Raw genomic sequence first — 23,444 nt, forward strand, 5'->3', positions numbered from 1 at the left:
GATCGTGCCAGTCGCCGCGACGGATCAGCCAGTCGGCGGGATGGCGGCCACCAGGAGATCTGCGAGCTCGGCGGGGTGCGACAGCATCGCCATATGGCCACCGGGCATCACGTCAGGTTCGACGGCTAGGCGCTGCGCCACGACCCTGCGCATGAATGGCTCGGGGAAGAACCGGTCGTCGCGGAGCAGCACGAACCGTGTCGGCAGCTCCGGCAAGGCGTCGCCCGGCCACGGGGCGATCATCGGAGTGTCCGACTGATCCCGCTCCACGACACCGGCGACCACCGAGGGGTCGACGTCGTTGTAGAACAAGGCGTTCACATCGTCGACGTCGTAGCCACCCGCCGCGGCCGCCTCTCGTTGGGCCTCGGCGCATCCGGTGGCCGCCCACCACTCGTCGGGCCGCTCACCGGGACAGGGGATCATCCCCGACAGGTAGACCAGGGCAGCTGCGTCGAGCCGTCGGCAGGCTAGCGGGCCGGTGAACCCGCCCAGCGAGTGCGCGACGACGACGGGCCGCGTGCCGTCGGCGGGGTTCTGTGCGACGACCGCCTCGACGTAGGCACGCAGATCGGCAGAGTCGTCCTCGCAGGGCAGGTCGATGGGGATGCCGCGATGCCGACGCTCGGCCAGCTCGCTCACCACGAACTGCCAGTACGACGGATCGGAGCCCCCGCCGGGTATCAGCAAGAAGTTGGTCACGCCAACGACGGTGCCATATCGGTCCGCCGACCGGGTGCCGCGATGACATTGTGGGGGTACCCGGGTCTACGTGAGTATGGAAACCATGGGATTACCCGTGCAGCCCCCGCTGGAGCCGATGCTGGCCAAGGCGGCCACGAAGGTGCCAACCGACGACGGTGTCTGGTCCTTCGAGCCCAAGTGGGACGGGTTCCTTCACTGGACTTGTCAAGGTTAAGGGGAGCCGCAGGTAGGTTGTCTCGCACGATCGCTACACAGGCCGGCGTGGACATGCCTGTCGTGCCGTGAGTCACCGTGCAGCGCCGTGCTGCGGCGACTACCAGCGCCTGTGGGCGGGGTCCGTCTGGTGGGTGTCGGCTTCGGTTCAGCGGCTTGGTCCCATCATTCCGTGACCCATGCCGGGACCCATCATTCCGTGACCCCTGCCAGGTGCCATCATCCCGCCGTCCATCATTCCGCTCATCATCGCCGGCATTCCTTCGACGACGAATCCGGTGACTTCGCGGGCGTGTTCGCGAATGGCGTTGGTCACTTCGGGGTCGGCGGAGGTCTCGACGACGACCACACCGCTGGGTGTGAGCGTGATCTGACGTTGATAATCGGCGGCGCGGCGGAACAGGGTGGGCAGGCTTGAACTCATGCAGGTGACTTCACTGCCTTGATCGAGGTGGGTATACATCGATGAGACGTGGGCTTGCAGTTCGGCGACGAGGTCGGCGGAGTCAGATTCGGTGGTGGTGCGCACCCCTCCGGGAATCTCTTCGACCCTGCGTCGAAGCTCGGTATGCCGCATGAACATGTTCATGTAGGCGCGCATATCCATTCCGGTCGCGCCACCCATCCCGGGTTGGGCACGGCTGACCGGTATGTCGATAATGTTGCGCAAGACGTACCCCAGGCCGAAGAGGGCCCCACCGGTGGCGAGCATTCTCAACGCCGCTCGCCTGCTCATTCCGTTCATCTCCGATGATCCCTTCTCGTGCTCGACATGTGCCGTGGGAATTTGTTGTCGGCGAACGCGTGGTGCGAGTTGCTCCCGTTCTGGGCGTTGGCGGCATCGTGCCCGACGGTGGGCGACTCGCGAGACAGTCTGAACTGCGCCTGCTGCAGCGTGAATGGGTTTACGCGCGCTACGGACGCGGTGTGGTCGGCGTGGTTGCCGGCGGCTGTGACTGGCCGGGACTCCAGGGGCCTGATGGTCCCATGTTCCCCGGTGACCACGAGCCCTGCGGGCCCATCATGCCCGGGCCCATCATGCCGGGTCCCATCATGCCGGGTCCCATCATGCCGGGCGTTCCTTGACAGTGCCCCCGATTACCGCCGAAACCGTCGGTGGCTCTGCCGATGAAGAACCCGGAAAAGAACACCACCGCAACGATGAACACCGCGGCGGCGGCGATGCCACTCCACGCCAAGGCGTGGTTCACCCCTCTACGCTCTCCGGCCACGGCGATTCGTTCGCTCGTTGATTCAGGTGTATCGGTCATGCTTCCAATCTCCTTCGTCGCATCCAATTTTGAGGTCCTCGGTGGACTGGCACCGCGCTATCGGCCGACGGTGAGCCCGGGACACTTGAGTCATCGCGATTCCTGGTGTTCGCGCAGCAGCGTCAGTCGCCGCCGAAACTCATCCTCGTCGATGTCGCCGCGCGCAAACCGTTGGGCCAGAACACCTTCGGGCCGTGGCGAGGCCACTGAATCCGCACGGTTGCGCTGGGTATCGCTACCGGCGAGATACCGGACGGCCAGCACGACCGCGGTGATCAGGACGGCCGACAAGAGCACCATCACCGCGCCCATGAGGATCCAGCCGCCCCATCCCCAACCGCCCCACATGCAGCCGTCTGTGCCGTACATCATGGCTGCAAACCCCTTTCACTTGACTGGCCGGGAAATGTCTCACCAGAGAACACGATGTAATGAAGGGGTTCCCGACGGTAGGGCAGATGTGCCTCAACATGCCCACAACCGCGCGCGGAAACCAGCGAAGTGCCTGTCTCCATGAAGCGGTAGTGCCCGACGATCATCTTCCCCTGCTTCCCGGTTCGGTACCCATTCTGCGATACCCCCATAGGTATATCAAGCCCGGTTCCGGGGCTGGCCCCACGAAGGCTTGTCCGTCCATGGGTCACGGCGATCTCGCGGCCCGCGGGTATGCGCTTGATGAGCCGTCGGGTGTCGGGTGGCGCCGCAGCCACAGCCGGATCGCTTCCCGGCGACAGGCGCAGGTACCCGGAGATCATCGGACAACTCCCGGGATCATGAGGACGCCGCCGCTGCTGCGTGGGCTGTCGCGGCTCGGTCGGTCGGCGCAAGGGACAGGGGCTTGGCGCGGCCGGCGCGCACCCCGTTGGCGATGACGACGACCTCGGCAAGCTCGTGTACCAGCACGACGGCGGCCAGACCGAGCACACCGAGCAGCGCCAGCGGTATCAACACGGTGATCAACGCAAGTGAAAGGCCGACGTTCTGCAGCATGATCCGCCGGGCGCGACGGGCGTGGCTGAATGCCTGCGGCAGGTGGCGGAGGTCTTCGCCCATCAACGCCACATCGGCGGTCTCGATGGCTACGTCGGTGCCCATCGCCCCCATCGCGATACCGAGGTCGGCGGTGGCCAGTGCGGGGGCATCGTTGATCCCGTCGCCGACCATGGCTGTGTTGCGCTGAACACGCAGTTCTTCGATGAGGCGCGCCTTGTCCTCGGGGCGTAGCTCGGCGTGTACGTCGTCGATACCGACGTCTTTGGCGAGCGCGGCGGCGGTGGTGTGATTGTCGCCGGTGAGCATCGCGATGTGATAGCCGTCGCGGCGCAGCTGGGCGACGACCTCGGCCGCCTCGGGACGCAGTTCGTCGCGCACGGCGATCGCGCCGACTGTTTGGCCGTCGTCTTCGACGAGCACGGCGGTGGCGCCGGCCCGCTGCATCCGTACCACGTCGTCAGCCAACGCGCCCGCATCGAGCCACCCGGGGCGGCCCAGGCGGATCGTGTTGCCGTCGCGGCGGCCGGTGAGCCCAGCGCCGGTCACCGCCTGCACGTCAGTAGCTGGGGTGACCTCGTCGACGGCGGCCAGGATCGCCGCGGCCAGCGGGTGTTCACTGCGCGCTTCCAGCGCTGCGGCCAGATCGAGCACCTGCTCGCGAGTGGCGCCGTGGGTGGTGGCCACCTCGATGACAGCGGGCCGGTTGGCGGTCAGGGTGCCGGTCTTGTCGAGGGCGACGCCGCGCACCGCACCGAGGGCCTCCAGCGCGGCCCCACCCTTGACCAGCGCACCGAGCTTGCTGGCCGCACCGATCGCGGCGACCACGGTCACGGGCACCGAGATCGCCAACGCGCACGGCGAGGCCGCGACCAGTACCACCAGGGCACGTTCGATCCACACCGCAGGGTCGCCGAGCAGGCTGCCGATCACTGCAATCAGGGCCGCGGCGATCATCACCCCGGGCACCAGCGGCTTGGCGATGCGGTCGGCCAATCGCTGGGAGGCGCCCTTGCGAGACTGTTCGACCTCCACGATCTTCACGATGCGGGCCAGCGAGTTGTCCTCGGAGGTGGTGGTGACCTCGACCTGCAGCACGCCGGTGCCGTTGATCGAGCCAGCGAACACCTCGTGGCCCGGTTCGGCTTCTACGGGCACCGACTCACCAGTGATGGCCGAGACATCCAGCGCGGTGCGACCGTCGCGGATGATGCCGTCGGTGGCGATCCGCTCGCCGGGCTTGACCAGCATTCGGTCGCCGACATGCAATTCACTTGAGGACACGACCAGCTCGGTGTCGTCGCGCAGAACAGTAGCCTGATCAGGCACCAGCGACAGCAGGGCGCGCAGTCCGCGACGGGTGCGGGCCAGCGAATACTCTTCCAAACCCTCGCTGATCGAGAACAGGAACGCCAGCATCGCGGCTTCGCCGACTTCGCCGAGGAGCACCGCGCCCACAGCGGCGATGGTCATCAACGTGCCCACCCCGATTCTGCCTCTGGCCAGACGCTTGAGCGTGGACGGCACAAAGGTATAGGCGCCGACAACCAAGGCGACCGCTTCCAACGTGAGCACGACCGTCGGCGGCGCACCTGCCCCGCCGGCGATCAACCCGGCCAGCAGGAACACGCCCGCGACGGCCGCGAACTGCAGTTCCCGAACCTGCCACAGGGATTCGGCCTGCTCCTCGGACTGCCCGCTGACGTCGGCCTCGTCGCCGCCGCAACCGCAGGTGTCACTCATTTCTTGGTCACCGTCGCTTTCTTCGTCGCATCGCCTCCGTAGACAGGGCACAGCACCACCTGGTTGCCGGTCGCGGCCAGCAGCGATTCCGCCGACGCGAGCAGATCCATCAGCTCTGGGCGAGTCAGGGAGTAGAACATCTGCCGGCCTTCCGGGCGCCCGGTGGCCAGGCCGCACTCGCGTAGGCAGGCCAGATGCGCCGACACAGTCGACTGCGCCGTGCCCAACACCCTGGTCAGATCCACCACCCGGGCCTCCCCTTCGGTGAGGCGCTGCAGGATCGCCAACCGGGTGGGATCCGATAGGCCGCGAAACAGCGCTGCCGCCGGCGCCAGATCCGCGGCCGATGGGGAAGTAGCCCCTCCTGTTGTCATCGCCATTCAACGATGATAACCGCAAGCGCCTATCAATCGCCAGGGGTCGCTGGGCTCACTCGTCCGATGTCAAAAACAAAGTCGCTGCAGAGTCCATGCCGACGGCGCGACGGCGTCTTAGGCCCTTGAGCCGAGGCCGGGGATGATGTCGTCGAGCCGGAAGACAACTGGCTGTTCGAGTTGGGCGTAGGTGCACGAGCGTGGGTCGCGGTCGGGCCGCCAGCGGTTGAATTGGGCGGTGTGGCGGAACCGTTGCCCTTCCATGTGGTCGTAGCGGACCTCGACCACCCGCTCGGGTCGCAGCGGCACGAACGAGAGATCCTTGCCGGCGTTCCAGCGGGAGCTTTCGTTCTTGCGGGGGGTGCGTTCACCGGCTTCGTGGGCGGCCCAGTTCCACGGATGGTCATCGAATGCGGTTATCAGTGGCTGCATTTCGGTGAACAGCTGTCGCCGCTTGGTCATGGGGAACGCGCCGATCACGCCGACCGAGGCAAGGGTGCCGTCGTCGGTGTAGAGCCCGAGCAGCAGGGAGCCGATCGCGTCCTGGCTGGACTTGTGCACCCGGTAACCGGCGACGACGCAGTCGGCGGTCCGCTGGTGCTTGATCTTGAACATGACCCGCTTGTCGGGTTGATAGGTGACCGTCAAGGGCTTGGCCACGACGCCATCGAGACCCGCCCCCTCGAACTCCTCGAACCACCGATGCGCCATCGTGAGATCCGTCGTCGCAGGAGTGACGTGAACCGAGGGCCCGGAGTCGGCCAACGCCGTGACGAGTGCGGCGCGCCGCTCGGTGAACGGTTTTCCGGTGTAGTCATCGTCGCCCAAGGCGAGTAGATCGAACGCTACGAAGGACGCAGGGGTCTGCTTGGCGAGCATCCGCACTCGCGAATCGGCGGGGTGGATGCGTTGTTGGAGCGCCTCGAAATCCAGCTCGTGGTTGGTGGCGATGATGATCTCGCCGTCGATCACGCAACGCTCGGGCAGCTCGGCGGTGACGGCGTCGACCAGTTCGGGGAAGTACCGTGTCAGGGGCCGCTCGTTGCGGCTACCCAGTTCGACTTCGTCGCCGTCGCGGAAGCAGATCGATCGGAAGCCGTCCCACTTCGGTTCATAGGAGGCACCAGAGGGGATTGTCGGCACCGACTTGGCCAGCATTGGCGAGACCGGCGGCATGACGGGAAGCTTCATCGTCTCATTGTGGTCTCTGCTCGGCGACCGGGTTGCCGCCGTGTGAAAGTCGTTGCTGGGCCTCGGATTGGCGGACGCGCAGATGCTTGATGCTTTCTTCGAGGGCGGCGACCTCGCCGAGCCATGCTCGGTCCTTTGCTTCGACGAGGCGCTGCTCGGCGTTCTCGGTCATCTCGTTGATGCGGCCCAACTGGGCGGGGTCGACGCGCAGGAACCGGCATCGGGTACACGCGTGTTCGTGGACGCAGGGTGTGCCGTAGGGGCGGTGGCACTCGCCGAGGGCAACGCGGCGCAGTAGGAAGTGCTCTTCGAAATCGGCCCATTCGTCGTCGTCGGCGACTGTCGCCTCCTCGAATGGGCGCAGTTGGCGGCGACGTTCGATGAACGCCTGATGGGCGGTGACGATCTGCTCGGGGAACACGGCGGTGTAGCCGCGGGTGGTGTCGAGGTTGAGATGTCCGAGTAGCGCTGCGGCGATGTGCAGCGGCAGACCGTTGTTGACGGCATCGGTGGCGAACAGTCGGCGGAAGTCGTGCGGGGTGAAGTGCACCGGTCGACCGGCATCGGTGAGCCCGGCGATCGTGGCGAGGTGGACCAGAATCTGGCGCACGTAGTGCCGTCCCAGCACTTCGTGACGGGTACCCAGAGGGCGTGCGAACAGGTGCGGGAACGGTTCGCTGTGGACCTTGTCGTTGGTGTCGTAGGCGATCGACAGCGGCACGTGATCCTTGCCGGCCTTGGCGCGGCGCAAAACCTCCAACAGCACTCCGACCAGTTCCGGAGTCATCGGGATCAGCCGCTCGCAATCGGTCTTGGACGGCACGATGTGGAGCAAGGGCACCAGCGTGGCGGTGGTGGAGGCGGTGTAGTGCCGCAGCGATAATTGGGTCAGTTCAAGAAGTTCCTCGATGCGAATGCCGGTGTGACGCAGTGTCTCCACGAGCGCCCAACCCCAGAAGCCCTCCTCTTCGAGCGCGGTTACGTCGATGCGCTCGGCACTGCCTCGGATCCATCCCGGCCGCTGCTGTCCGGGTGCCAGGTGCGCCCAAATCCGGGCGCGGGCGTCGCCGTCGCGCCGTAGCGGTGGACAGTGCCGCAGAAACGTGGAGCCGGCAACGACGAACTCCTGGTCGTGCGTGCAAGCCAGGGCGCGCTGCAGAAGCGTTGCGGTGCGGTCCTTATGCGCTGTAGCCGCAGCCAGGAGTGCCGGCAGCAGTGGGGTGAGCATGCGGGTGCGATCCTGCATGGAGGCCTTCTGGCGGCGTTTCTGCTTGGCCGCCGCGCGACTGAGCGCCCGCGGTACTGGGCACGGCGCGACCCAGACACCCCAGCGGACGGGGTCGTCGTGCGACCACTCGGCCAGGTCGCGGTACATGCCGCGGATGGCGAACAGGATTGAATGCACTTCGCGTCGCGGGCGGCCGTCGAGGGTCATCGCCAACCGTTCCCGCCATGCCGTCACCACCTCGGCCGAGATCGCCAGGTCCTTTTGGTCCGGGTTGATCTGCAGGATCTCCCACCAGAACAATCGGGCCAGGCGGTAGGCAAGTCCCTCCAGCGAGCTGTAGTCCATGTTGGGCTGTAGCTCCTCGAGGTAGCCCACGAGGAGGTCGCGCACTCCTGAGGCGGGGATGCCGTATCGATCGACTAGCGTCGCGGCGCTGTGTTGGCGTGTGTTGCCTCGCGCCGACCACGTCGCCCGCAGCGTAGGCGCCTCCTCGGCCAAGGGGCCCAGGGCGACCAGCAGCTCCCAGATGAGGTGTTCGCGGCGCTGTCGTCCCGAGGTGCGCACCACGTCGGCGTAGAACAGCAGATCGTCGCCGCACAGTTGTCCGATGTTCTTCCCGGTGCGGATCATCACCCGCGCCAATGCCTTTTCGGCGTCGTCCTGGTATTTGGGCACCGCGTCCCGGTAGGCGGGCAGCGTACGCAACCGTTCCAAGTCCGGCCCGCCGTTGCTGTCGAGGAACCTGCCGAGGGTCACCCGCTGCTTGGAATCCAGCAGCCAACTGTAGGACGGCCGAAGTGCGCGTACCCGCAGTAATGCATTGACGGCCTTGAGCGTGGGTGACCAGTGATCGTAGTGCGGCAATGCATCATGCACGAACCAGGTGCGCGGAGCGGCGTCGTAACCGCTGGCCAGCCACCGCTCCTCCCACGTTTGCCCCGGATACTGGGCCAGGGTGCCCAGCACGGCCCGCGTACCCCGAATCATCGGCTGAAGTTGCTGGGGTGGCAGCGTCCGGTGGTGCTCGGCCACGACATCGCACAACTCTGTGATGGTCAGCGACTGCATTTCAGCACCGCGGGCGTCCTCTGGCAGCGGTGGGGGCGCGTGGTTGGCGTCGTAGCCCCACAGGGGCCGAGCCAGGCCGGCGGGGCCGAACCGGCTGTCTGCCGGGATCGCTTGTAGATGCGGTGAATCAGGCCGTGACAGCAGCTGGACCTGTGGGCTCATCGCCCGCCGCGTCGCGGCGGCTTGCCGGCGTTGCGGTGACCGGGTGTCCTCAGCGCTCAATTCGGCAGCCCCAACAGTTCTCGGACCGCTGCGGCGTCGTAGGCCGGTTCGATCGTTGTCATGTCCACTTTCGGCCGGGCGTGATGCTCCAAGACCTTCCCAATCAGATCTTCCAGACGAGGCTGGGTGTAGATCTGAGTGGTCGTCACGCTGGCATGCCGCAGGACGGTTTGCACGTCGACCAGCGTGAACGCGGGGTCGGCCAGCATCCGCGCGGCGGCGGTGTGGCGGAAGTCGTGCAACGACCAGTTCGCGCCCAAGCTGGCGTTGGCGCGGCGCAGCACCGCGCGCATTGCGTGGTAGTTCAGCGGTGCCGGCTGAGAGCGTCGGGTCCACCACACCGGACCACCCGGCTCGATCGGCGGGCGTCCAGCCAAATACAGCGCCAGCCATACGAATGAGTCCACTGAGGCCGGAACGGTCTCCCGCATGCGGCTGCCCTTGCTGGTGACCGTGATTGTGTAGCGGCCGGCATCCAGATCACCGTGACGCAAACCGAGCAGCTCCGATGCCCGCACACCCGAGGACAGATAGAAACTCACTAACGCTCGATCGCGGTGGCTGCGCAACGCGTTGAACAGCGCTGCGGCGGCGTCATCGGGGATCGCCCGCCACACCGGCCGTGGGGTCTTCTGCCGGTAGTTGGCGCGCCGAAAGATAGCGAAGTCTTCCATCGGGTTGTGGTGCGCATGCGGTCGGCCACCTTGCCTAGCACGTTGTGCAGGAACGGGATTCACCAGCGGACCCAGATCGGCGGCACAGGCGTGGTCATAAAACCCGAATAAGACTGACAGCTGATGGTTGATGGTGCGGGGGGCGTACTTGCCGGACAACTCCGCCTTGCCGGTCACTGCGTTCACCGACCCCGGTGGCGGCCCATCCGGTCGTCGGCGAAGACGTTGCGGATTGGGCGCCGCCCGCAAGTGCTCGACGAACGCGCGGACATCTACGCGCTCGGCTCGCTCCCAACTGATCAGGCGGTCATGCAGGAAACGGAACCACCGCAGAAGGTCGAACGCGTAACTTCGAACTGTGAGTGGACTGCAATCAGACGCCGCCAGTTCGCGAAGGTATGACGTCGCCCCGGGATGCTCGGCATCGGGGAAGATCACCCGCCACGGCAACCCGCTCGGCGCCGACTCCACCCGACCCACCTCGCCCATAGCCGGATCCTCCGCCCGCCGCAGCCACTCCATCGGAAGGCTCGCCGAAGTTCAGTCAACTAGACGGGCGCTGGTCTTCCGTGACGACGACGATGTCGTGCTGCTGTCCCGCAGCGGCAAGGACCTGGGCCGGTACTTTCCAGAGGTCATCGAGGCGGTCCGCGACGAGTTGGACCCGCGGTGCGTGCTGGACGGCGAGATCGTGGTCCCGCGGGAGATCTCCGGCCGGACCCGGCTGGACTGGGAGTCACTGAGCCAGCGGATCCACCCCGCCGAGAGCCGGATCACCAAGCTCGCCAAGGAGACCCCGGCGCATTTCATCGGGTTCGACGCGCTCGCCACCGGTGATCGGTCGCTGCTCGGCGAATCGTTCCGGATCCGCCGGCAGGCGTTGATCGAATCCGTGCACGAAACGCAGTGGTGCCACGTCACCCGCACCACCGAGGACCCCGCTCTCGGCGAGCAGTGGCTGGAGGAGTTCGAGGGCGCCGGCCTCGACGGTGTGATCGCCAAGCGGCTCGACGGGTCGTATCTGCCGGGCAAGCGGGAGATGGTGAAGGTCAAGCATCACCGCGATGCGGACTGCGTGGCGATCGGCTACCGCATCCACAAGAGCGGTGAGGGTATCGGTTCGATCCTGCTCGGCCTGTACCGCGAGGACGGCGAGCTTCAGATGGTCGGCGGCGCAGCATCTTTCACCGCCAAGGCCCGGCTGTCGTTGCTGGCCGACCTCGAACCGCTACGCGAAGGTGATCAGGTGAACGACGGCGAACCGAGCCGGTGGAACTCCGCGGCCGACAAGCGCTGGATCCCGGTGCGACCCGAACGGGTATGCGAGGTGGCCTATGACCAGATGGAAGGCAACAGCCAACATGGCCGGCGATTCCGGCATGCGGTGAAGTTCCTGCGCTGGCGGCCCGACCGCGAACCACACAGTTGCACGTTCGCCCAACTCGACGTGCCAATGAATTACGACCTGTCCGACGTCCTGGAGAAGAACTGATGGCCAGCAAGGCCGAAGAGGTCGACGTCGACGGTGTGGCCGTGCGGTTGACCAACCGCGACAAGCCGTACTTCCCGGCACTCGGCACCAAGGGCACCAAGGGTGCGTTGTTCGACTACTACCTCTCGGTCGCTGGTCCGATGGTGAACCTGTTGCGGGACAGGCCGGTTCATCTGCAACGTTTCCCCGACGGCATCGACGGCGAGGAGATCTACCAGAAGCGGGTTCCGCAGAAGCATCCCGACTATCTGCAGACCTGCACGGTCACCTTCCCGTCGGGCCGCACCGCAGACGCGCTCAAGATCACCCATCCGGCCGCCATTGCCTGGGCTGCCCAGATGGGTTCTGTGACGCTGCACCCGTGGCAGGTCCGTTGCCCGGACACCGAGCATCCCGACGAGTTGCGCATCGACCTCGACCCGCAGCCGGGCACCGGGTTCAAGGAGGCCGCCGAGGTCGCCGTGGACGTGCTCAAACCGCTGCTCGACGAGCTCGGCCTGGTGGGCTATCCGAAAACCTCGGGCGGTCGCGGCGTCCACGTCTTCTTGCGGATCGCCACCGACTGGGACTTCATCGCGGTGCGCCGCGCCGGCATTGCGCTGGCCCGCGAGGTCGAGCGGCGGGTACCCGAATCCGTGACGACGTCGTGGTGGAAGGAGGAGCGGGGCGAACGGTTGTTCATCGACTACAACCAGAATGCCCGGGACCGCACGTTCGCATCGGCGTACTCGGCCCGCAAGACGCCGATCGCGACGGTGTCGACGCCGTTGACGTGGGACGAGTTGCGCGGCGCCGACCCCGATGACTACACGATCGCCACGGTGCCGGATTTCGTTGCCGGTCGGCCCGATCCGTGGGCGGGGATCGACGACACCGCGCAGTCGATCGATTTGCTACTGGACATGGTGCGGGCGGACGAGGAGCGCGGGCTGGGCGATCTGCCGTACCCGCCCAGCTATCCGAAAATGCCGGGCGAGCCGCCGCGCGTGCAGCCGAGCAAGAAGGTCGCCGCGCACTGGGACGCGGAGGGCAATCCGGTGTGACCTGAGTGCGCCCGGTCCCGTCGTCGGACCTGACACCAAAGTCGTTCCATGACAGACGAACCGAAACGCGGAGGCCGCGCGTCAACCCGGCTTCTGGTCGTAGAGGTCGACGCGCCATACGCCGCCGACACGACTCAGTTGGTTCCAGCAGGCCGTGCGTTGCCCGACTTCGGTGAGTCGGGCATCCAGTACGGCGATCAGGGCACGATTGACGGCGTCATGCGAGACAAGAACCAACGGACCGGAGCCGGGAGTCTCGACGATCTCGGTGAACGCCGCACAGACGCGAGCAGAAAGGGCATCGAGCGTCTCGACGCCCGGCGCCGCGTCGACGCTGTCGAACTCCGCGATGACGTCGGCTTTCACCGCGCCGGTCCACGGGCCGTAGTCGCGGTCGTTGATTCGTTCGTCGGCAGTAGCAGTGATGCCGGCGGCACGGGCGATTGCGGCGGCGGTCGCCACCGCCCGTTGCAGAGGGCTCGAGAGAATCCGGGTGGGGTGTTTCGCGGCCAGGACAGCCCCGAGGCGCTCGGCTTCGGCGGCGCCGACAGCGTTGAGGGGAGGGTCGCTGAGCCCCCGCAGACGCCCTTCGGCGTTGAGCGCGGTCTGGCCGTGGCGGGCCAGGTACACCCTGTCGACGGACGAGTTCACGAAGCGAGTGCGAGCACTGGGATGCCCAGGTAACCGGATCGCCGAGTGAGGCGGTTCAGCGCAGCGGCACGACGCCCGCGCCGACGAGTTCGGGACCGTCGACCTTCAGATGCGAGGCGGCGTTCGAACACGCCACCAGAGAGCTGAACTCGACGGCTCCGAGCAGCAGCATCGGCCACAGGGCGCCGGCCACGGCGCTGAGGATCAGGATGTGCGGAGCCGGGTTGCGGGGATCGTTGAGACGGCGACTCGCCACGTAGACGATGGCGGCGCTCGCCACCCACCCGATCAGGTACGCGATGACTGCTGTCTGGACCACGGTGTCTCCCCACTTCATCGGCAGCGGGGCGTGTGATGCACAAGCCTGGGCGCGATGTTCAGCTAAATGTAACCTCCACCTGATCATGGCGGAAGCCCCACGCGACCCCGAGTTTGCCGACATTTGCCTGGTCAAAGACCTAATCGTCCCTCCAGCAACCTCACAGTCGGTTGCCAGCCCAACCCGGAAGTTGGCCAGGGCCAAGTCGTTGAAGACGGTAGGGCGGGGGGTGCCGGCAACGGTTCTGCGCGAGTTTCGGGATTGCGGCGGTCCGGTTCAGGCCGGTGCTGTGGGCCGGTTCTTCGGTCCGTCGGAACCGGCCCGGTCCGGTGCCGTGAGGGCCTGCGCGTGCGTTCTCGTCTCCGGTGCATATTGGACTCGAAATGCGTTGTCTCACCCAGGATCCGGTCGCGAAGCGAACAGCTGCACCGGCCACGACCCGCGCGCATCCGTGGGGAGTCGGTGCGGCGGGATGCCGTACACGGGGCGCGTCCGGAATCGGTGCGCCGATGACCGGCCCCGGGCGGCCCCGTGACCGCCTTCACCGGAATCGGTGGGAGCCGCCATTTCGCCGGATAGTGTCCGGAACCTCATTTGTGCCGCAATGTAAGGCCGGCCACAAGGTCGCCGACACCGGATCGAGCAACGCCGTGTGCGGCAACGCAACCCCTGGGCGGGAATTTGGCGAAGTTCCGCGGCGACGTGTGGCGGCCCCTCCGGGCGGGTCTTTCGGTGTTGAGCGATCGCTCAGCAAAGCTTAGGGGCCGGGTGTGAGTGCGGCTTTGCCGGTGCGTTGCTGGCCCGCGCGATCAATCCACGTCAACCCGATGACATCGCCCGGGTAATGCCGGTCCAATACCTGGGTGAGATCGGCGGCAGACTCGATCGGGGTCTCGTCGATGGTCAGGATCACGTCACCATTGGCGAGTCCGGCCATCTCGGCCGGGCCGCCAGGCAACACCTCGCGCACGAGCACGCCGGGGAAGGCCTCGTGCTGTTCGGCGCTGCTGACCCCGACTCCCAGCAGCGTCGGGGGGCCGATGTGCACGGTGTCCGAGGGTGTGCGCGACCGGATCTGATTGGCGATCGCCATCGCGTCGTTGATCGGGATGACAAAACCCTCACCACCGGGGTCGGTCCGGAAGTTCACGGTCGCCGCGGTCGTCACGCCGATGACCTGCCCGGCGCCGTTGACCACGGGGCCGCCGGAGTCACCTGCCCGCACGGGTGCGGCGATCTCGAACAGTCCGGTCATCTGAGACTTGGCGCCGGTGAGCTCGTCCTCGGCGCTGATCGTGCGGCCCAGCGCGGTGACCGTGCCGGATTCGCGGGTCAGCGGACTGTTGCTCCCCCTGGCGTTGCCGATGGCGATGACGGGCTCGCCGATCACGATTCCGTTGGAATCGCCCAGTGCAGCGGGCGGCAACCCGCCGGCCCCACGCAACTGCAACACCGAGATGTCGCGCCCACGGTCGAACCCGACGATATCGGCGCCGAAGGAGCGCCCGCCCACCACGGCGGTGATCACATCGGCGCCCTGAACGACGTGGTAGTTGGTCAGCACCTGACCGCCGCCGTCGATCACGAAACCGGTGCCGGTACCCATCACGCGCTGGTAGTCGACGACGGTGTCCAGGCGGACCACGGACGGCTCGACCTGATCGGCGGCCCAGGACAGGTCAGCCGGCTCGGCGAGCGCAGTGACAGGGGAGACCAGCAGGACGGCAGCAGTGGCGGAGACCAGGGCGGTGAGCCACCGCCGCGAGTGGACCTTGCGCATTCGCCGCCTTCCGAGCGCCAGAGGTTTCCCCTCAATAGTGACTGTGAGTGGGCGAACTGTCGACGTAATTGACGCCGGGAACGTCAATCCTCGGTGGCGATGCCACCGCGCGTGCGGCCCCGGCGGGACTTCCCCGACGGTCGGCGATTGCGCAATTTGCCCTCTTCAGAGGCGGTTTCCTCGACCGGTTCGGCAGCCTCGGTCGACTCGGGCTCGTCCGAGGTATCGGCGGGCTCCGCAGAATCGGATTCGTCGGATTCGTCGGAATCGGGACCTTCGGTGGCCTCCGAGGTGTCCTCGGCAGGCTCGTCTGTGGTCTCGTCGGCAGGTTCGTCGGTGGTCGACGAGGCGTCCGCGCCGCGTCCACGCCGGCTCTGCTTCTCGGCCTTCACCTTGAGCGGCTTGGGCGGCGGCGGCGGCAACTCGGCCACGAAGGCCAGATAGAACGCGAAGGCGGCGAGCAGGGCGATCGCGGCTGCGGCGCCGTAGATGCCGAACAGCCACTGGCCGGCGGTGTCCAGATCCAGCCAGATCTCGCTGATGGCGGCACCCGTGATCAGCACCCCGGCCGCGATATGTCCGACGATCGACCAGACCCGCAGCGACAGCGCCAGAGCCGGCGTGCCGAGCTCGGGTTTGCGGGTACGCGCCAGGGTCAGCACCACCGGGAGCGCCGTCAGACCTACCAGCACGCCGCACACGATGCGCAGCGCGGTGCCCAGGGTGCCCGGCCACTGTCCGGTCAGCTCGAACCAGCGTGGAAGCACAAAGAGGAAGAACAGAACCCCGGCGAGTACCAGCGATGACGCGTGCCACAGCGATGCGATACCGCGCCGCATACTCCTCCTAGAACGAGTTTGTGGTCCCGGGGCGCGACCAGATCGATCTTCGGTCACGCCCCGGACCAACTGCGGAGGATAGGGGATTTGAACCCCTGAGGGCTATTAACCCAACCCGCGTTCCAGGCGAGCGCCATAGGCCACTAGGCGAATCCTCCGTCGGCCATGGTAGCCGACCGCGGGGAGACGCCCGACCACCCTCCGCAACGAGGCGGGGTACTACACTCGGCACTCGGACCCCGCGCGGCGTCCATCCTGTGAACTCCCCCAGGGCCGGAAGGCAGCAAGGGTCAATGGGCTCTGGCGGGTGCGCGGGGTCCCCTTACGTTGTGGAAGCAACCCGCTTTTCCGATTTTCCTGTGAAACCCGTGTTCGCGGCTTCGCGTGAAAGGTCCGCCGTGTCGTTTGAGTCCTCGTCGTTCGAGTCACTGAGCCGCGACGAGCTGACGGCCCAGCACGAGCTGCTGCAGCGCAGCTACACCGAGCTGCAGGCCAAAGGTCTCACTCTCGACCTGACCCGGGGGAAGCCGTCGGCGGCGCAGTTGGACCTGTCCAACGGTCTGCTCGACCTGCCGGGCAGCGATGCCTACCGGGACGCCGACGGTACCGACACCCGCAACTACGGTGGCCTGCACGGTCTGCCCGAACTGCGTTCGATCTTCGGTGAGCTGCTGGACATCCCGGTGCAGAATCTGATCGCCGGTAACAACGCCAGCCTGGAGTTCATGCACGACGCGGTGGTGTTCTCCCTGCTGCACGGCGGTGTCGATTCTCCGCGGCCGTGGTCGCAGGAGCCGGGCGTGAAATTCCTCTGCCCGTCGCCGGGTTATGACCGGCACTTCGCCATCACCGAGAGCTTCGGTATCGAGATGATGCCGGTGCCGCTGCGCGAGGACGGCCCCGATGTGGACCTCATCGAGGAACTGGTCGCCGCCGATCCGGCGGTCCGGGGCATGTGGTGCGTGCCGGTGTACTCGAATCCGACCGGCACGACCTATTCCCCGGAGACGGTCACCCGGCTGTTGCAGATGCGCACCGCGGCCTCGGACTTCCGGTTGTTCTGGGACAACGCCTACGCGGTGCACACCATCACATCCGACTTCGTCGATCCGATCGACGTGCTCACCATCGCCGCGGACGCGGGCCACCCCAACCGGCCGCTGGTGTTCGCGTCCACCTCGAAGATGACCTTCGCCGGTGCCGGGGTGAGTTTCTTCGGGGCCTCGGCGGACAATATCGCCTGGTACCTCAAGCACGCCGGCAAGAAGTCGATCGGCCCGGACAAGGTCAACCAGCTGCGCCATCTGCGTTTCTTCGGTGATGCCGATGGCGTCCGGCGGCACATGCAGCGCCACCGGGACCTGCTGGCGCCCAAGTTTGCGCTGGTCGCCGAGATCCTGGCCGACCGCCTGGACGCCTCCAAGATCGCGTCATGGACCGATCCCAACGGCGGATACTTCGTCAGCCTGGACGTGTGGCCAGGTACGGCGCGGCGCACCATCGCGCTGGCCAAGGACGCCGGAATCGCCGTCACCGCCGCCGGTGCGGCCTTCCCGTACGGAAAAGACCCGGAGGACAAGAACATCCGGATCGCGCCGAGCTTCCCGCCGGAGTCCGACCTGCGTGCCGCCATCGATGGTCTTTCGACGTGTGCACTGCTGGCGGCCACCGAGTCGCTGCTGGCTCGTGATTAGTCGCCCCCGCTCGGTACCCTGCTGACCGTGGCGCTCTACCGGAAGTACCGACCCGCAAGCTTCGCCGAGGTCGTCGGCCAGGAGCATGTCACCGCACCGTTGTCGACGGCGCTGTCCGCCGGCCGTATCAACCACGCGTATCTGTTCTCCGGCCCGCGTGGCTGTGGCAAGACCTCCTCGGCCCGCATCCTGGCCCGGTCGCTGAACTGCGAGCAGGGGCCCACCCCGACGCCGTGCGGGGTGTGCGACTCCTGTGTGGCGCTGGCGCCCAACGGCCCGGGCAACGTGGACGTGTCCGAACTGGACGCCGCCAGCCACGGCGGCGTGGACGACACCCGTGAACTGCGGGACCGCGCGTTCTACGCGCCGGCCCAGTCGCGGTACCGCATCTTCATCATCGACGAAGCGCACATGGTGACCAATGCGGGCTTCAACGCACTGCTCAAGATCGTGGAGGAGCCGCCGGACCACCTGATCTTCGTGTTCGCCACCACCGAACCGGAAAAGGTACTGCCCACCATCCGGTCCCGCACCCATCACTACCCGTTCCGGTTGTTGGCGCCCAAGACGATGCGTACCCTGCTGGAACGCATCTGCCGCGACGAGGGCGTCACGGTGGAGGACGCCGTCTACCCGCTGGTGATCCGGGCGGGCGGCGGATCGCCGCGCGACAGTCTCTCGGTGCTCGATCAGCTGGTCGCCGGGGCCGACAACAATCACGTCGTCTATCAGCGGGCGCTGTCGCTGTTGGGCGCCACCGATGTCGCGCTGATCGACGACGCCGTCGACGCGCTGGCCGCCGGGGATGCCGCCGCACTGTTCGGGGCGGTGGAATCGGTGATCGACGCCGGCCACGACCCGCGCCGATTCGCTGTGGATCTGCTGGAACGTTTCCGTGATCTCATTGTGCTGCAAGCCGTTCCGGATGCCGCCGACCGCGGGGTGGTCGATGCCCCGGACGGGGTGCTGGACCGGATGCGCGAACAGGCCGCCAAGGTGGGCTCGGCCACGCTGGCGCGCTACGCCGAGGTGGTGCATGCCGGGCTCGGCGAGATGCGCGGCGCCACCGCGCCGCGACTGCTGCTGGAAGTGGTCTGCGCCAGGTTGCTGCTGCCCTCGGCCCACGACACCGAATCGGCTCTGCTGCAACGCATCGAGCGGATCGAGACCCGGCTGGACATGGCCATACCGGCTGACGGTTCGGCCCCGGCAGCTGCCGCGTCTGCGACGTCGGCCAAGCAGTTCGTCCGGGCCAGCCGGGCCCAGGCCGTGGCCGAGGCGGCACCCGAGCCGAAGCCCGAACCGACGCCCGCGCCGATTCCCCCGCCCAAGCCGCTGCCCACACCCGAACCCGCCCCGGCTCCCGAGCCGGTGACGCCGCCGGTGCCCACACCGGCTCCCGCGCCGGTGCCCCCGCCCCGACCCGCTCCGGTCCCCGAACCACAACCCGAACCGGAACCGGCCCCCGCGCCGATGCCCCCGCCCGCCGCCGTCGGTCAACCGGATGCCGCGGCGGTCCGCTCGATGTGGGACACCGTGCGGGAGAAGGTGAATGCCCGCAGCAAGCCGGTCAACGCCATGCTGGCCGATGCGATCGTGCGCGCGGTGGACGGTGACACGCTGGTGCTCAGCCATCGGGCTCCGCCGCTGGCCAAGCGGCTCAGTGAGCCACGCAATGTCGAAGTCATCCGCGAGGCACTCAAGGACGCGCTCGGGGTGAACTGGCAGATCCGCTGCGTGCCGGACTCGGGCGAACCCGCCCCGTCCGATACCGCTCCGGCTCCGCGCCCGGATCAGCGGGCCGAAGAGGAACGCATGCTGGCCGAGGCCAACAGCGACACCTCGGAGGTGGTGCGCCGCGACCCGGAGGAAGTGGCGATCGAACTGCTGCAGAACGAACTGGGCGCCAAGCGCATCGAACGGGGTTAGGGAGCCCACCAAGGCCGCATCGGCAGATCTGTGTCGCGGCCGCGATCGTCCAGCTTGACCGCCAGAACCTGGTGCAGCTGAACCACATTGGATTCGAAACCGAGCCGGGACCCGGCCATGTAGAGCCCCCACACCTTGGCGGTGGGCAGGCCGACCTCGGCGACCGCCTCATCCCAGTGCTCGACCAGATTGCGGCACCAGTCGCGCAGGGTCAGCGCATAGTGCTTGCGCAGGTTCTCCTCGTGCAGCACCTCGAACCCGACGTCCTGGGCTTCGGCGATGATGCGTCCCGACCCCGTCAGCTCACCGTCGGGGAAGACATAACGGTCGATGAAGAAGCTCGCGGAGGCGCCGGTCCGGTTGTTCGGCCGGGTGATGCTGTGATTGAGCAGCAGTGCGCCCACCCGCATCTTCGCCTGCAGGAAGGCGAAATACGACGGATAGTTGGCCACCCCGATGTGTTCGGTCAGCCCGATCGAGGACACCGCGTCGAAGCCGGACTCGGTGATGTCGCGGTAGTCGCCGTGGCGCACCTCGGCCAGGCCGGACAGACCTTCATCGGCGATCGCGCGTTGCGCCCAGGCGGCCTGCTCGGCCGACAAGGTCACACCCAGCACCTGGACACCGCGCCGGGCGGCGTAGCGCACCATGCTGCCCCAGCCGCAGCCCACATCGAGCAGCCGGTCCCCGGGTTGCAGGCGCAGCTTCTCGAAGACCAGCCGGTACTTGTTGTCCTGGGCGTCTTCCAGCGAGGCATGCTCATCCGGGTAGCACGCACAGGTGTAGGTCATCGACGGGCCGAGCACCCGCTCGTAGAAGGCGTTCGACACATCGTAGTGATGGTGGATGGCCTCGGCGTCCCGGGATTTGCTGTGCCGCAGCCCTTCTGCCATTCGTCGCCAACGGGGCAGCGCCTCTTGTGGGGGCGGCGCGATCGGGACGAGGTGCTCCAGCCCTATCGAACCGATGACATTGGCCAGTACGCGCGCGGGCGGACGTTTGATGGCCGTCTTGTCCGCGAGTGCCCGCAACAGGTCGTAGGGATCGCCGGGGTGCACACCCAATGGCTCGATATCGCCCGAGACGTAGGCACGGGCCAGGCCCAGTTCTCCCGGGGCGGTGGCCAGGTAGGTGGTGCCGCGCGGCGAGGTCAGCGACAGTCCGACCGCGGCGTCCTCCGGTCCCGACGTGCTGCCGTCGTAGGCGGTGAACTTCAGGGGGAGCTTGCCGGCGGTGAAGACTTCGAGCACCTCGGCGAGACTGAGCCTGCCCTGATCGGCGTGATCTTTGAACGTCGTCATCGGTTGTGCACCGCCTTCGCGTACAGGTCGAGTAACCGTGCGTCGGGGTCGTAGGTTTTCTTCACGGACCGGTAGATCTCGCCGCCGTACAGGGCGTCGAACTCGTCGGCGCTGTAGAAGGATTCCGAGTACAGCGACTTGTGGCCGTCCAGTTCGGAGACCTTGCGTTCGATGAGTCGGTTGGTGTGTCCGGGTGCGGGACCGGCCGGTACCGAGGACCAGAAGCCGATGTTGACGTAGGTGCGGCCGGGCCGCAGCGGATACAGCGGCCACTGCGCACCGTGGTCGCGCAACCGCAGCGGGCACAGCCAGATCGGTTCGATGGGAACGTTGTCCAGGAACCAGTTCAGGAAGGTGGTGCAGTTCTCCAGCGGCAGCTCGACATCCTGGACCACCCGCTCCCTGGGGGGACGGCCGTTGCGCTTCTCGATTCGGTCGGCGATCCCGAACCTCTGGTCGTAGCCGATGAGCTTCCAGTAGAAACTGCTGCGCCGGTAGCGGCGCGGCCACAGCCGGCGCAACACCGGATGCTGGGCGCCGAAAGCCCTTGAACACCAGAACCAGTCGGTGTCCCAGCGCCACAGGTAGTCGGCGATGGTGAGGCGGTCGTGGCGCTCGCTCCCGGCGTGCTGAATGGAGCGGTAATAGATGTCGCGGCCGGTGTAGTCGCTGACCGGGCCCGCGGTGTCGGTCTGAAAGCCCAGGCACAGGTAGCTCTCGTCGGCGCTGAACACCACGCCGTCGAGGTAGTGCACGGGCACACCCTGGTAGCCGCGGGTCTCGATGATGCGGTCCATCTCGGCGACCAGCTCGTCGAGCGAATGGAACCGCAGATGGCGCAGTGCGACGAAGGGCTGGACGGGTTCCAGCTCGATCCGCAGCCGTACCGAATAGCCGAGGGTGCCATAGGAGTTCGGAAACGCGTGAAAGAGGTCCGGATGGGTGTTCCGGTCGGCGGTGACGAGTTCGCCTGCGCCGGTGAGGACGTCGAGTTCGAGCACCGACTCGTGGGGCAGACCGTTGCGGAAGGAGGCCGATTCGATACCGAGTCCGGTGACGGCTCCGCCGAGCGTGATCGTCTTGAGCTGGGGAACGACCAGTGGGGACAGGCCGTGGGGCAGGGTGGCGGCCACCAGATCCTCGTAGGTGCACATGCCCGAGACGTCGGCGGTGCGGGCGACGGGGTCCACGGCGATGACGCCGGTGAGCCCGGAGGTGTCCAGACCTTCGGCAGCGATCTTCTCCCGCGCCCGGAACAGGTTCGACGTGGGTTTGCGCAGTCGCACAGTCGCTGTCGGGGGGATGGCCCGGTAGCTGGCCAGTAGTCGCTGCACGCCCGCCCCGTGTACAGCTTGTGCGTCGGTTGCCACAACAGACACACATATACGCTAGTCCTCGGTCGCCGAAGCCGCGACCGCACCGATACGTGATGACAGGAGTTTTGCACTCATGGGACAGGTCAGCGCTTCCAGCACTGTGTTGATAGATGCCGCACCGGAAGCTGTGCTTGCCGCGGTCTCCGATTACCAGACGGTCCGGCCCAAGATCCTCTCGTCGCATTACAGCAACTACTCCGTGCTGCAGGGCGGGCAGGGCGCAGGCACCGTCGTGAGCTGGAAGCTGCAGGCCACCGAGTCCCGCTCCAGAGACGTGAAGGCCAGCGTCGACGTCGCCGGCAAGACCGTCATCGAGAAGGATGCCAACTCCACCCTGGTGACCAACTGGACGGTGGCGCCCGCAGGCACCGGCTCGACCGTCACCGTCAAGACGTCCTGGAACGGCGCGGGCGGTATCAAGGGCTTCTTCGAGAAGACCTTCGCCCCGCTGGGCCTGCGCAAGATTCAGGACGAGGTGCTGGGCAACCTGAAGAAGGAACTCGAAACGGCTTCCTAGGTGTTGGCCAGCCAGGTCGCGACGCCCCGGGCCACCGCCTCGGCCAGCTTCTGGCGTCCGGCCTCGGACTCCATCAACGCCGAGTCGGCCGGGTTCTTCATATTGCCCAGCTCCACCAGCACCGACGGGAACTGGGCATGGTTGAGCCCGGCGATGTCCGAGCGCGGGTTGAGGCCCCCTGAGCCGATGTAGTTGGCCGGCGGGATCCCCGAGCCGCGTAGTTGATCGCGCATGATCTGGGCGAACTGCACCGAGGGGCCGGCCTGCACGGTGTTCAGCGGCGGGTCCGAGTAGAGCACGTGGAAACCGCGACCGGTGGCCGGGCCGCCGTCGGCGTGAATGCTGACGATGGCGTTGGGCCGCAGGGCGTTGGCCATGGCGGCACGCTCGTCGACGCACGGTCCGAGCGCGTCGTCATTGCCGCGTGACAGCGCGGTGCGGACACCGTTGGCGTCCAGGATGGCGCGGACACGAAGCGTGACGTCCCAGTTGAAGGTGTGCTCGGGGTAACCGGAGTTCGTGGTGGTGCCGCTGGCCTGGCAGTCCTTGGTGCCGCCCCGCCCGGTGGGGACCTGACGGCTGATGGACGCGTCGTTGGCGCCGTTGTGGCCCGGATCGAGGAACACGATCTTGCCGGCGATGGTGTTGGGCGCGGCGCCGGCCAACGGGGCGGCCGAGCCGGACAGACTGGCGGCGACGAGCATCGTCGCCGCTGTGATGGCGCCGACACGCAAGCTGGAGGGGACGTGCACGCCGCCACGGTAGTCGCCGTGACGGCTAGTGTTGAAGAGCAAATCGTCTCGGACTCGTGAGTGGAATGAAGT

At 67.0% G+C, this 23,444-nt stretch carries 21 protein-coding genes, 1 tRNA gene, 1 other RNA gene and 2 pseudogenes; 7 read left to right on the top strand and 18 right to left on the bottom strand.

Going from position 1 to position 23,444, the window contains the following annotated elements; all coding sequences use genetic code 11:
- Nucleotides 1-24 precede the first annotated feature (24 nt).
- Entirely contained in the window at nucleotides 25-702 is a 678-nt protein-coding gene (locus EXE63_RS17105) for an alpha/beta hydrolase (RefSeq protein ID WP_168142929.1), read from the bottom strand.
- Nucleotides 703-778: 76 nt separating this feature from the next.
- On the opposite strand from EXE63_RS17105, the pseudogene EXE63_RS33000 reads away from it, so the two are divergent.
- Nucleotides 779-895: pseudogene (locus EXE63_RS33000) on the top strand (ATP-dependent DNA ligase); the annotation flags it as partial.
- Nucleotides 896-1,066: 171 nt separating this feature from the next.
- Here the strand turns inward: EXE63_RS33000 and EXE63_RS17115 are convergent.
- From EXE63_RS17115 to EXE63_RS33610, 9 genes and pseudogenes are all read right to left on the bottom strand, one after another.
- A complete protein-coding gene (locus EXE63_RS17115; protein ID WP_168142930.1) occupies nucleotides 1,067-1,663 on the bottom strand; it encodes a hypothetical protein in 597 nt (198 codons plus the stop codon).
- 169 nt (nucleotides 1,664-1,832) lie between these two features.
- Complete coding sequence (locus EXE63_RS17120) at nucleotides 1,833-2,216, bottom strand: hypothetical protein (protein WP_168142931.1); 384 nt, start codon at nucleotides 2,214-2,216, stop codon at nucleotides 1,833-1,835.
- Between the two features lie 63 nt (nucleotides 2,217-2,279).
- Nucleotides 2,280-2,561, bottom strand: coding sequence for an SHOCT domain-containing protein (locus tag EXE63_RS17125; protein WP_168142932.1), 282 nt, complete (start codon nucleotides 2,559-2,561; stop codon nucleotides 2,280-2,282).
- Between the two features lie 399 nt (nucleotides 2,562-2,960).
- The gene (locus tag EXE63_RS17130; protein ID WP_168142933.1) at nucleotides 2,961-4,922 is read right to left on the bottom strand and encodes a heavy metal translocating P-type ATPase; all 1,962 of its coding nucleotides are present in this window, start codon (nucleotides 4,920-4,922) and stop codon (nucleotides 2,961-2,963) included.
- A complete protein-coding gene (locus EXE63_RS17135; RefSeq protein WP_168142934.1) occupies nucleotides 4,919-5,302 on the bottom strand; it encodes an ArsR/SmtB family transcription factor in 384 nt (127 codons plus the stop codon). Before EXE63_RS17135 ends, EXE63_RS17130 begins: the two co-directional genes overlap by 4 nt.
- A gap of 111 nt (nucleotides 5,303-5,413) precedes the next feature.
- The gene (locus EXE63_RS17140; RefSeq protein ID WP_168142935.1) at nucleotides 5,414-6,487 is read right to left on the bottom strand and encodes an ATP-dependent DNA ligase; all 1,074 of its coding nucleotides are present in this window, start codon (nucleotides 6,485-6,487) and stop codon (nucleotides 5,414-5,416) included.
- Between the two features lie 4 nt (nucleotides 6,488-6,491).
- Nucleotides 6,492-9,005 (bottom strand): tyrosine-type recombinase/integrase, encoded by a 2,514-nt coding sequence (locus tag EXE63_RS17145; protein WP_234904536.1) that lies wholly within the window; start codon nucleotides 9,003-9,005, stop codon nucleotides 6,492-6,494.
- Entirely contained in the window at nucleotides 9,002-9,679 is a 678-nt protein-coding gene (locus tag EXE63_RS33005) for a tyrosine-type recombinase/integrase (RefSeq protein WP_234904595.1), read from the bottom strand. The genes EXE63_RS17145 and EXE63_RS33005 overlap by 4 nt, the downstream gene beginning before the upstream one ends.
- Nucleotides 9,680-9,973: 294 nt before the next feature.
- Nucleotides 9,974-10,066: pseudogene (locus EXE63_RS33610) on the bottom strand (hypothetical protein); the annotation flags it as partial.
- Here EXE63_RS33610 and EXE63_RS17155 point away from each other — a divergent pair.
- Nucleotides 10,038-11,171 carry an ATP-dependent DNA ligase gene (locus tag EXE63_RS17155; protein WP_436277752.1) on the top strand — a complete coding sequence of 378 codons (1,134 nt, stop codon included), beginning with the start codon at nucleotides 10,038-10,040 and terminating at the stop codon, nucleotides 11,169-11,171. The pseudogene EXE63_RS33610 and the gene EXE63_RS17155 sit on opposite strands and share 29 nt — an antisense overlap.
- Nucleotides 11,171-12,214, top strand: a complete 1,044-nt coding sequence (ligD, locus tag EXE63_RS17160) for a non-homologous end-joining DNA ligase (protein WP_168142937.1) — start codon at nucleotides 11,171-11,173, stop codon at nucleotides 12,212-12,214. Before EXE63_RS17155 ends, ligD begins: the two co-directional genes overlap by 1 nt.
- A gap of 81 nt (nucleotides 12,215-12,295) precedes the next feature.
- Here ligD and EXE63_RS17165 read toward each other — a convergent pair whose 3' ends face one another.
- The 5 genes from EXE63_RS17165 to EXE63_RS17185 all read right to left on the bottom strand — a co-directional run bounded on the left by EXE63_RS17165 (nucleotide 12,296) and on the right by EXE63_RS17185 (nucleotide 15,961).
- Complete coding sequence (locus EXE63_RS17165; RefSeq protein ID WP_168142938.1) at nucleotides 12,296-12,865, bottom strand: histidine phosphatase family protein; 570 nt, start codon at nucleotides 12,863-12,865, stop codon at nucleotides 12,296-12,298.
- 55 nt (nucleotides 12,866-12,920) lie between these two features.
- Complete coding sequence (locus EXE63_RS17170; RefSeq protein WP_168142939.1) at nucleotides 12,921-13,184, bottom strand: hypothetical protein; 264 nt, start codon at nucleotides 13,182-13,184, stop codon at nucleotides 12,921-12,923.
- Between the two features lie 757 nt (nucleotides 13,185-13,941).
- Nucleotides 13,942-14,964 carry a S1C family serine protease gene (locus EXE63_RS17175; protein ID WP_168142940.1) on the bottom strand — a complete coding sequence of 341 codons (1,023 nt, stop codon included), beginning with the start codon at nucleotides 14,962-14,964 and terminating at the stop codon, nucleotides 13,942-13,944.
- Between the two features lie 83 nt (nucleotides 14,965-15,047).
- The gene (lucA, locus tag EXE63_RS17180; protein WP_168142941.1) at nucleotides 15,048-15,803 is read right to left on the bottom strand and encodes a lipid uptake coordinator LucA; all 756 of its coding nucleotides are present in this window, start codon (nucleotides 15,801-15,803) and stop codon (nucleotides 15,048-15,050) included.
- Between the two features lie 72 nt (nucleotides 15,804-15,875).
- Nucleotides 15,876-15,961: transfer RNA gene (locus tag EXE63_RS17185), tRNA-Ser, on the bottom strand.
- A 73-nt stretch (nucleotides 15,962-16,034) separates the two neighbouring features.
- Here EXE63_RS17185 and ffs point away from each other — a divergent pair.
- From ffs to EXE63_RS17200, 3 genes are all read left to right on the top strand, one after another.
- Nucleotides 16,035-16,129: signal recognition particle sRNA small type (gene ffs, locus EXE63_RS17190), an RNA gene on the top strand.
- A 72-nt stretch (nucleotides 16,130-16,201) separates the two neighbouring features.
- Nucleotides 16,202-17,497, top strand: a complete 1,296-nt coding sequence (locus tag EXE63_RS17195; RefSeq protein WP_168142942.1) for an aspartate aminotransferase type Ic — start codon at nucleotides 16,202-16,204, stop codon at nucleotides 17,495-17,497.
- Nucleotides 17,498-17,524: 27 nt separating this feature from the next.
- Nucleotides 17,525-19,426: a DNA polymerase III subunits gamma/tau gene (locus EXE63_RS17200; RefSeq protein ID WP_168142943.1), complete on the top strand. Its 1,902-nt coding sequence runs from the start codon at nucleotides 17,525-17,527 to the stop codon at nucleotides 19,424-19,426.
- On the opposite strand, the gene EXE63_RS17205 is transcribed toward EXE63_RS17200, so the two are convergent.
- Both EXE63_RS17205 and EXE63_RS17210 read right to left on the bottom strand, forming a co-directional pair.
- Nucleotides 19,423-20,727, bottom strand: coding sequence for a class I SAM-dependent methyltransferase (locus EXE63_RS17205; RefSeq protein WP_168142944.1), 1,305 nt, complete (start codon nucleotides 20,725-20,727; stop codon nucleotides 19,423-19,425). The two genes, EXE63_RS17200 and EXE63_RS17205, sit on opposite strands and share 4 nt — an antisense overlap.
- Complete coding sequence (locus EXE63_RS17210; protein ID WP_168142945.1) at nucleotides 20,724-22,106, bottom strand: FAD-binding oxidoreductase; 1,383 nt, start codon at nucleotides 22,104-22,106, stop codon at nucleotides 20,724-20,726. Before EXE63_RS17210 ends, EXE63_RS17205 begins: the two co-directional genes overlap by 4 nt.
- Nucleotides 22,107-22,176: 70 nt before the next feature.
- Here EXE63_RS17210 and EXE63_RS17215 point away from each other — a divergent pair, with 70 nt between their 5' ends.
- Nucleotides 22,177-22,620, top strand: a complete 444-nt coding sequence (locus EXE63_RS17215) for an SRPBCC family protein (RefSeq protein WP_168142946.1) — start codon at nucleotides 22,177-22,179, stop codon at nucleotides 22,618-22,620.
- Here EXE63_RS17215 and EXE63_RS17220 read toward each other — a convergent pair.
- A complete protein-coding gene (locus tag EXE63_RS17220; protein ID WP_168145633.1) occupies nucleotides 22,617-23,324 on the bottom strand; it encodes an Rv3717 family N-acetylmuramoyl-L-alanine amidase in 708 nt (235 codons plus the stop codon). The two genes, EXE63_RS17215 and EXE63_RS17220, sit on opposite strands and share 4 nt — an antisense overlap.
- Between the last annotated feature and the right edge of the window lie 120 nt (nucleotides 23,325-23,444).

The organism is Mycolicibacterium frederiksbergense (assembly GCF_012223425.1).
Lineage (GTDB): Bacteria > Actinomycetota > Actinomycetes > Mycobacteriales > Mycobacteriaceae > Mycobacterium > Mycobacterium frederiksbergense.

Excerpts from the sequence above, each read along its gene's own strand:
- lucA (WP_168142941.1), bottom strand. The coding sequence starts at position 15,803 with ATGCGGCGCGGTATCGCATCGCTGTGGCACGCGTCATCGCTGGTACTC.
- EXE63_RS17205 (WP_168142944.1), bottom strand. The coding sequence starts at position 20,727 with ATGACGACGTTCAAAGATCACGCCGATCAGGGCAGGCTCAGTCTCGCC.
- EXE63_RS17140 (WP_168142935.1), bottom strand. The coding sequence starts at position 6,487 with ATGAAGCTTCCCGTCATGCCGCCGGTCTCGCCAATGCTGGCCAAGTCG.
- ligD (WP_168142937.1), top strand. The coding sequence starts at position 11,171 with ATGGCCAGCAAGGCCGAAGAGGTCGACGTCGACGGTGTGGCCGTGCGG.
- EXE63_RS17215 (WP_168142946.1), top strand. The coding sequence starts at position 22,177 with ATGGGACAGGTCAGCGCTTCCAGCACTGTGTTGATAGATGCCGCACCG.
- EXE63_RS17135 (WP_168142934.1), bottom strand. The coding sequence starts at position 5,302 with ATGGCGATGACAACAGGAGGGGCTACTTCCCCATCGGCCGCGGATCTG.
- EXE63_RS17130 (WP_168142933.1), bottom strand. The coding sequence starts at position 4,922 with ATGAGTGACACCTGCGGTTGCGGCGGCGACGAGGCCGACGTCAGCGGG.
- EXE63_RS17115 (WP_168142930.1), bottom strand. The coding sequence starts at position 1,663 with ATGAACGGAATGAGCAGGCGAGCGGCGTTGAGAATGCTCGCCACCGGT.
- EXE63_RS33005 (WP_234904595.1), bottom strand. The coding sequence starts at position 9,679 with ATGGAAGACTTCGCTATCTTTCGGCGCGCCAACTACCGGCAGAAGACC.
- EXE63_RS17125 (WP_168142932.1), bottom strand. The coding sequence starts at position 2,561 with ATGATGTACGGCACAGACGGCTGCATGTGGGGCGGTTGGGGATGGGGC.
- EXE63_RS17220 (WP_168145633.1), bottom strand. The coding sequence starts at position 23,324 with ATGCTCGTCGCCGCCAGTCTGTCCGGCTCGGCCGCCCCGTTGGCCGGC.
- EXE63_RS17175 (WP_168142940.1), bottom strand. The coding sequence starts at position 14,964 with ATGCGCAAGGTCCACTCGCGGCGGTGGCTCACCGCCCTGGTCTCCGCC.